Genomic DNA, 7,942 nt, shown 5'->3' on the forward strand with positions numbered 1-7,942 from the left:
GGGGAGGACGCGGGGGCGCGGGCGGTGGCACGTACGGCGCCGGACGCGCGGCCACGGGCGGAGTCGGCGCGGGCGGCGGCACCGGCGGCGTCGGCCGCGCGGGAATGGGCGAGCCACTCAAGGGCAGCGGCGCCGGCGGCAGCGCGCCGCTCATGTCCAGCCGGGGCGGTGGCGGCGGCGCGGGCACCGTGCCCTTCAGGAAGTGCGTCTCCGCCTCGCGGATCCGCCGCGACAGGAAGTCGAAGATCTCCACGGAGATCTTCCGCAGCTCCGGGTGCAGGTCCGGCGACAGGTGGTCCGGTGAGAAGCGCTTCGCCATGCGGAAGAAGGCGACGCGGAACTCGTCGAGCGATGCCTGCGGCTTGAGCCCGAAGACCTCGTGCGGCGGCAGGTGCAGCAGGCCGCGCAGCTGGGTGCGCAGGCGCTCGGCCTGCTGCATCTCCACGGAGGGGGTGGTGGCCGGAGGGGCGGCGAAGAGGTCGCGCACCTCGGGCAGGTCCTGGAGCGGGACCCAGTTCGTTCCATCGCGCGAGGCGCGCACGGCCGTCTTCAGACGGCCGGAGGCGATGAGCTCGCGGAAGGCTTGCAGTTGGAGCGGGCCCAGCACGCGGCCGAGCGAATCTCCGACCCAGTAACCGACAACAGATGACGACACAGAAACCTCGGAATCAGGACGCGAGCGCCTCGCGCATGGCCGACGCGATCTCCAGCGGATGGAAGGGCTTGCCCACGAAGCCCACGGCCCCCGCGGCGATGGCCTGCTCCACCACCGGTTCGGCGTCCATGCTGCTGATGACGAGCACGCGCGTTCCCGGCGACACGCGCTTCATGGCCCCCAGCACCTCCAGCCCGCTCTTCTTCGGCATGAAGAGGTCCAGGAACATCACCGCGGGCTGCTCCTTCGCGGCCAGCGCCAGTCCTTCTTCACCATCGGCTGCTTCCAGCAGTCTCAGGGCGATGCCCGTCTCCGCGATGACATCTTTGAGGATGCGACGCACGAAGCTGTCGTCATCCACCAGCAGCAGGGTTGGCAGTCCAGACATGGGCGGCAGGATACATGGGCCGCGTGTTTTTCGGCGCGACCGTCGTACGGCGCCTGCCCGCCTTTTGGGTTAAGGGGTGGGCATGTCCATCGACCAGGCGCTCTCCCATTTCGAGTCCCAGAAAGCCGCGTACCTGGAGGACCTCAAGGCCCTCGTGCGCATTCCCAGTGTGTCCTTTCCCGGCTTCGACGCGGGCCTCGTGCGCAAGAGCGCCGAAGCAACCGCCGCGCTGTTGAAAGACCGTGGGTTTGAAAACGTCCAGCTCCTGGAAATCGAGGGAGCCCACCCGTATGTCTATGGCGAGGTGCTCAAGGCGCCGGGCCGGCCCACGCTCCTCCTCTACGCGCACCACGACGTGCAGCCCGCGGGGGACGAGTCCGCCTGGAAGAGCCCGCCCTTCGAGCCGCAGCTGCGCGACGGTCGCCTGTACGGCCGGGGTGCCGCGGACGACAAGGCCGGCATCGTCGTGCACACCTCCGCGGTGGACGCGTGGCTCAAGAGCACCGGCCAACTGCCACTCAACGTGAAGGTCGTCATCGAGGGCGAGGAAGAGGCCGGCAGCGACCACCTGGGTGCATTTCTCCAGAAGCACGCGAAGTTGGTGGCGGCGGACGCCATCGTGCTGACGGACACGTCGAACTTCGACACGGGCCTGCCGTCCATCACCACGGCGCTGCGCGGGCTGGTGACGGTGGACGTGGAGGTGCGGGGCCTCAAGCAGGCGGTGCACTCCGGCATGTGGGGCGGGCCGGTGCCCGACCCCGCGATGGCGCTGTGCCGGATGCTCGCGACGCTGACGCACGCGGACGGCTCCATCGCCATTGAAGGGGTGATGGACCGGGTGAAGCCGCTGACGGACGCGGAGCGACAGAGCATCCAGTCGCTTCCCGGTGACGAGGCCACCTTCCGCGAGCAGGCGGGCATCCGCGAGGGCGTGACGCTGCTGGGCGGTGGACGTCACCCGTGGGAGATGAACTGGCGACAGCCCAGCCTGGCCATCAACGCCATCCAGGCCAGCAGCCGCAAGGACGCGCGCAACATCATCGTGGAGTCGGCGTGGGCGCGCGTGGGCATCCGCGTGGTGCCGGACCTGGATCCGGAGGACGTGCAGCGCCGGCTGGTGGCGCACCTGCGCAAGGTGTGCCCGTGGGGCCTGGAGCTGGAGATCCGCGAGGATCAGGCCTCCGGCTGGTGGTACACGGACTCGTCGCACCCGGCCTTCCAGGCGGCGTTCCGCGCGCTGGAGAAGGGCTACGCGAAGAAGCCCGTCACCATCGGCTGCGGTGGATCCATCCCCTTCGTGGAGCCGTTCGCGAAGGAGCTGGGTGGGGTGCCCGCGCTGCTCATCGGCGTGGAGGATCCGTACACGTACGCCCACTCGGAGAACGAGAGCCTGCACCTGGGCGACTGGGAGAAGTCCATCCGCTCCGCCATCCACCTCTATGAGGAGCTGGCGAAGTCACTGACGCCGCGCGGCTAGCGAGCGCCGTCGGGTTTCCGGACAGCCGGTGTCGAGCGGGCTATAGCGCGGGATCCGCGCCGCTCGCACCGGAAGGACTCCCGACGTGAAACGACTGTCCCTGCTGGCCCTGCTCCTTGCTTCCGCCGTGGCGCCCTCGCGAGCGCTCGCGGACGAGGGGATGTGGACGTTCAACGACTTCCCCTCGGACGTGGTGGCGAAGAAGTACGGCTTCAAGCCCACGCAGGCGTGGTTGGATCAGGTGCGGCTCGCGTCGGCGCGGCTCGCGGAGGGGTGTTCGGGGAGCTTCGTGTCGCCGGACGGGCTGGTGCTGACGAATCACCACTGCGCGCGCAACTGCATCGCGCAGCTGTCCAGCGCGAAGAAGGACCTGTCGAAGGCCGGCTTCCACGCGCGCACGCTGGCGGAGGAGCAGCGCTGTCCGACGATGGAGGTGAACCGCCTCACGGAGATCCGCGACGTCACCAAGGACGTGCAGGGCGCGACGCAGGGCAAGCAGGGCGAGGCCTTCGAGGAAGCGCAGCGCGCGGTGTTCGCGAAGCTGGAGGCGGCGTGCGCCACGCGCGAGGACGTGCGCTGCGAGGTCGTCACGCTGTACCAGGGCGGCCGCTATGACCTGTACACGTACGAGCGGATGCAGGACGTGCGGCTCGTCTTCGCGCCGGAGACGGCCATCGCCAGCTTCGGCGGGGACCCGGACAACTTCGAGTTCCCCCGCTACGACCTGGATGTGTCGTTCATGCGCGTGTACCGCGACGGGAAGCCCGCGAAGACGGAGCCGTACTTCCGCTGGAGCAAGACGGGGCCGAAGGACGGCATGGCGACGTTCGTGCCCGGCAACCCCGGCCACACGTCGCGGATGGACACGCTGGCGCAGCTGACGTACCAGCGCGACTACTCGATTCCGGAGAACCTGTTCTGGATGATGGAGCTGCGCGGGCGGTTGCAGGAGTTCGGCCGCCGGGGACCGGAGTTCGCGCGCATGTCCGAGGACCTGTTGTTCGGCATCGAGAACTTCATCAAGTCCAGGAAGGGGGGACGCGCGGCGCTGGTGGACGCGGCGTTCTGGGCGCAGCTTGCGAACAACGAGCGGACGCTGCGTGAGAAGGTGGCCCGGGACGCGAAGCTCCAGCAGCAGTACGGGGACGCGTGGGACGCCACCGCGAAGGCGATGGACACGCTCAAGACCTTCCGCTTCGAGCTGCGGCTGCTGGAGCAGATGGCGGGCCTGCAATCACAGCTCTTCAACACGGCGATGACGCTGGTCCGCGCGACGGCGGAGGCGGGCAAGCCCAACGAGCAGCGGCTGCCGGAGTTCTCGGAGGCGAACAGGCCCGCGGTGGAGCAGCAACTGTCCAGCCCCGCGCCGGTCTACCCGGAGCTGGAGGAGATGCTGCTGACCTACTACCTCACGCTGCTTCGCGAGGACCTGTCCCCGGACCACCCGGCGGTGAAGGCGGTGCTGGGCAAGGACTCTCCGGAGGTGGTGGCGAAGCGGGCGGTGAAGGGCAGCCAGCTGGGAAAGGTGGCGGTGCGCAAGAAGCTGCTGGCGGGCGGGACGGCGGCCATCGCGGCGTCGAAGGATCCGATGATTGCCCTGGCGCTCGCGCTGGACGGGCCGGGCCGCGCGGTGCGCAAGCGCTACGAGGACGAGGTCGCGGCGGTCCTGAAGCGCAACGGAGAGCGCATCGGCCTCGCGCGCTTCCAGCTGTACGGCACGTCGGTGGCCCCGGACGCCACGTTCACGCCGCGCCTGTCGTACGGCAGCGTGCAGGGCTACACGGCGAACGGGAAGCAGGTGGCGCCCTTCACGGACGTGGCGGGGCTGTACCCGCGCGTCACCGGACAGGATCCGTTCAGGCTGCCGGACAGCTGGCTCAAGGCGCGCTCGAAGCTGGATCCGAAGACGCCAATGAACTTCGTCACCACCAACGACACCGTTGGCGGCAACTCCGGGTCACCCGTCCTCAACGCGCAGGCGGAGATCGTCGGCCTCGCGTTCGACGGCAACATCCAGTCGCTGGGCGGGGACTACGGCTTCGACGCGGCGGTGAACCGCTCGGTGGCGGTGGACAGCCGCGCCCTGGAAGCGGCGCTGCGGGACGTGTACGGCGCGGAGCGGCTCTTGAAGGAGCTGGGGCTCGCGCCGTAGGGGGCCCGTAGGCTTCAGCGGTGGGGGCGGAAGCGGTCCGTCGCCTCCACCAGCGCGGACGTGTTGCCGGGCTCGTTGGCGGAGTGCCCGGCGTCCGGAACGATGACGAGCTGTGCCTCCGGCCACGCGCGGTGCAGCGCCCACGCGCTCTCCGGCGGGCAGACGACGTCGTAGCGGCCCTGCACGATGACGGCGGGGATGTGACGGATGCGGTGCACGTCGTCCAGCAGCTGGGTGTCGCTGCGCATCCAGCCCTTGTTGACGAAGTAGTGGCACTCGATGCGCGCGAACGCGATGGCGAAGTCGTCCCCCGAGTTGCGCGCGATGAGCTCCGGGTTGGGGAACAGGCAGCTGGTGCGGCCCTCCCACACGCTCCACGCCTTCGCGGCCTCCTGCTGCGCGTGCCGGTCCGTCCCCATCAGCCGCTTCGCGTACGCGGTGAGCAGGTCCCCGCGCTCCGCCTCCGGGATGGGCGCGAGGAACTGCTCCCACGCGTCAGGGAACATCGCGTCCGCGCCGCGTTGGTAGAACCAGTCGATCTCCTGCTTGCGCAACAGGAAGATGCCGCGCAGCACCAGCTCCGTGACGTGCTCGGGGTGCTGCTCCGCGTACGCGAGCGCCAGGGTGCTGCCCCACGAGCCGCCGAAGAGCTGCCAGCGCTCCAGGCCCAGGTGTTCGCGCAGTCGCTCCATGTCCGCCACCAGGTCCCAGGTGGTGTTCATCTCCAGGCTGGCGTACGGGGTGCTGCGTCCGCAGCCGCGCTGATCAAAGAGGATGATGCGGTACGCGCTGGGGTCGAAGAAGCGGCGCTGCTTGGCGTCGGTGCCACCGCCGGGCCCGCCGTGAACGAACACCACGGGCTTGCCTTCGGGGTTGCCGCACTCCTCGAAGTACAGGGAGTGACCGCCCGGGACGCTCAGCCGACCGGTGCGGTAGGGCTCGATGGGGGGATAGAGCGTGCGCAGCGGAGTGAGGGCGGGCACGACGTTCCTTTGGTGAGAGGAGGGTGCGCGCACCCTACCAGTTTGATCCGTTGCGGCATCCGTTTCAGAAGTACCACGTCAACCCGAGAACGAGTTGCCATGGCCCGCCCTCCACGGTGGTGCTCCGCGGGTCCCGTTGCTCGCTCGAAGCCCGCGTCCGCCTCAGGGCTTCTCGGGCGGAACCGGCGCGGCCGGGGCTTCGGGCGCCTTCGCTTCGGGCGCCTTCGGTGGACCGGGCGGCACGCCGCGTCCGGCCTGCGCGACCATGCGCACCTCGGCGTTCTCCCCGAGCGCGAAGCCGTCGCCCTTCGTCTCCAGCTCCGTCACCTCGATGACGTCGCCGCGCTGGAGGTGGAAGAAGCGCTCGTTCTTCTCCGCGCGGTGGCGCTCCTGCATCGCCAGGCCCAAGCGGCCCTCGGGCCCGCAGCCGATGTAGCGCTGGCGACCCTTGCCCTCCAGCGACTCGCTGACGATGCGGAACACCCGGCCCGGCGGCGGCTCCGGCCACGCCTCGCCCTTGGGCGCCACCACGAGGTAGCTCATCTTCAGCGATTCTTTGTGGAACCCGGCCGTGCGCGCCAGCTCCTCCACCACGCGCGGCATGGGCCACGCGCGCTCGGCGTGGCACCAGTCCGTCTCCTTCACGAGCGCGGGGCAGGGGCCCCGGTACATGCAGGGCGCGCGGATGCCATAGCCGCGCTCCACCAGCAGGTCGCGCACCTTGAGCAGGTTGCGGCTTGTCTCGCGCAGCGCGGGCTCCATCACCAGCAGGCTGCCGCCCTTCTTCACCTTCGTGAGCACGGCCTCCAGCAGCGCCGCGCGCGGCTTGAGCGCCTCGTCCGTCGCGCCGTACAGCTCGTTGACGACGTGCCCCATCGTGATGAGGTCGAACTGCCCGTCCGGGAGCTGGGCGTTCTTCTTCAGCGGATCCCACTCGCGCGTGGCCAGGGCCTCGCCGGCTTCGGTCGCGAGCTTGAGCGCCAGCGCCAGGGCCGGCTTGCTGCGGTCCGCCGCGGTGACTTCACTGGCGCCCGCGTCCATCGCCGCGAAGGCGACGGGGCCGGGGCCGCTGCCCAGGTCGAGCACGTGGCGGGGGCGGTTGGGCAGCTCGCCCAGCACCTGCCGGGCCTGCGCATAGGACACCGGCCAGTAGAAGAGCAGGTAGGCGCCCAGCAGGCGCGGGTCGTCCATGTAGCGGGCGCCCGCGAGCTGCCGCTCTCGCGTGAGGCCGAGCGACAGCTGCTTCACGCCCGCGCCCACCTCCTTGACCTCCTGGGGCGTGAGGCGCCCCTCGGGGCCGTCGCCCTTGCCACGCGACGCGCGCCAGACGGCAATGAGCCGCGGCAGCCACCGCTCCAAGTCCTTGCTGTATGCGTTGCTCATCGGTGCCTTCACTTCTGGGGTCGCCACCCGGGGGCGACCGCGTTAAACCCGTCCGGCCATGATTTCCGTCCGCGGATTGCGCAAGCACTATCAGGTTCACAAGCGGCCGCCCGGCCTGAAGGCGGCCCTGCGCTCGCTCGTCCACCGCAGCTACACGTCCGTCAAGGCCGTGGACGGTATCTCCTTCGACATCCAGCCCGGCGAGCGGGTGGGCTTCCTGGGCCCGAACGGCGCGGGCAAGACGACGACGCTCAAGGTGCTCGCTGGCCTGCTCCATCCCTCCGAGGGTGAAGTCACCGTGGATGGCCACGTGCCCCGGCTGCGCGAGGAGGCGTTCCTCAAGAAGATCATGCTCGTGATGGGGCAGAAGCAGCAGCTCCTGTGGGACCTGCCGCCGGCGGAGACGTTCGAACTCAACCGGGCCATCTACGACGTGCCCCGCCCCCAGTACAAGCAGACGCTGGAGGAACTGGTGTCGCTGCTGGAGCTGGAGGACCTCATCACCAAGCCCACGCGCCAGCTGAGCCTGGGCGAGCGGATGAAGTGCGAGCTGGCGGCGGCCCTCATCCACCGCCCCCGGGTGCTGTTCCTGGACGAGCCCACCATCGGCCTGGACGTGTCCATGCAGGTGACGATGCGCGCCTTCATCAAGGCGTACAACGAGAAGACGGGCGCCACGCTCATCCTGACGAGCCACTACATGGACGACGTGGCGGCGCTGTGTCCGCGCGTCATCGTCATCGACAAGGGGCAGCTGTCCTACGACGGCACGCTGGACGCGCAGCTGGGCGAGCAGCGCGCGGACCTCGAACTTCCGCGTCAGTGCCAGCAGGGCCTCGCGCTCCGCCAGCGTGAGGCCCGGGTGCCAGCAGTCCACGATGAGCACCACGCGGCGCTCCTG

At 69.7% G+C, this 7,942-nt stretch carries 6 protein-coding genes and 1 pseudogene; 3 read left to right on the plus strand and 4 right to left on the minus strand.

Annotated elements, in window-relative coordinates; genetic code table 11:
- Together D7V97_RS36505 and D7V97_RS36510 are read right to left on the minus strand one after the other, a co-directional pair.
- Nucleotides 1–655 (minus strand): annotated as a pseudogene (locus D7V97_RS36505) (DUF4339 domain-containing protein); the annotation flags it as partial.
- 13 nt (nucleotides 656–668) lie between these two features.
- The gene (locus D7V97_RS36510) at nucleotides 669–1,043 is read right to left on the minus strand and encodes a response regulator transcription factor (protein ID WP_120615233.1); all 375 of its coding nucleotides are present in this window, start codon (nucleotides 1,041–1,043) and stop codon (nucleotides 669–671) included.
- Nucleotides 1,044–1,125: 82 nt separating this feature from the next.
- On the opposite strand from D7V97_RS36510, the gene D7V97_RS36515 reads away from it, so the two are divergent.
- Nucleotides 1,126–2,523 (plus strand): M20/M25/M40 family metallo-hydrolase, encoded by a 1,398-nt coding sequence (locus D7V97_RS36515; protein ID WP_199729061.1) that lies wholly within the window; start codon nucleotides 1,126–1,128, stop codon nucleotides 2,521–2,523.
- 85 nt (nucleotides 2,524–2,608) lie between these two features.
- Nucleotides 2,609–4,675 (plus strand): S46 family peptidase, encoded by a 2,067-nt coding sequence (locus D7V97_RS36520; RefSeq protein WP_233583448.1) that lies wholly within the window; start codon nucleotides 2,609–2,611, stop codon nucleotides 4,673–4,675.
- 14 nt (nucleotides 4,676–4,689) lie between these two features.
- Here D7V97_RS36520 and pip read toward each other — a convergent pair whose 3' ends face one another.
- Together pip and D7V97_RS36530 are read right to left on the minus strand one after the other, a co-directional pair.
- Complete coding sequence (pip, locus tag D7V97_RS36525) at nucleotides 4,690–5,658, minus strand: prolyl aminopeptidase (protein WP_120615235.1); 969 nt, start codon at nucleotides 5,656–5,658, stop codon at nucleotides 4,690–4,692.
- A gap of 162 nt (nucleotides 5,659–5,820) precedes the next feature.
- Nucleotides 5,821–7,041 (minus strand): small ribosomal subunit Rsm22 family protein, encoded by a 1,221-nt coding sequence (locus D7V97_RS36530; protein WP_120615236.1) that lies wholly within the window; start codon nucleotides 7,039–7,041, stop codon nucleotides 5,821–5,823.
- A 58-nt stretch (nucleotides 7,042–7,099) separates the two neighbouring features.
- Here D7V97_RS36530 and D7V97_RS36535 point away from each other — a divergent pair.
- On the plus strand, nucleotides 7,100–7,942 hold an 843-nt coding region (locus D7V97_RS36535; protein ID WP_233583449.1), incomplete at its 3' end, for an ATP-binding cassette domain-containing protein.

The organism is Corallococcus sp. CA053C, assembly GCF_003611675.1.
In the GTDB taxonomy this organism is placed as follows: Bacteria; Myxococcota; Myxococcia; order Myxococcales; family Myxococcaceae; genus Corallococcus.

Coding starts and splice junctions, on each gene's coding strand:
- D7V97_RS36515 (WP_199729061.1), top strand. CDS start 1,126: ATGTCCATCGACCAGGCGCTCTCCCATTTCGAGTCCCAGAAAGCCGCG.
- D7V97_RS36510 (WP_120615233.1), bottom strand. CDS start 1,043: ATGTCTGGACTGCCAACCCTGCTGCTGGTGGATGACGACAGCTTCGTG.
- D7V97_RS36530 (WP_120615236.1), bottom strand. CDS start 7,041: ATGAGCAACGCATACAGCAAGGACTTGGAGCGGTGGCTGCCGCGGCTC.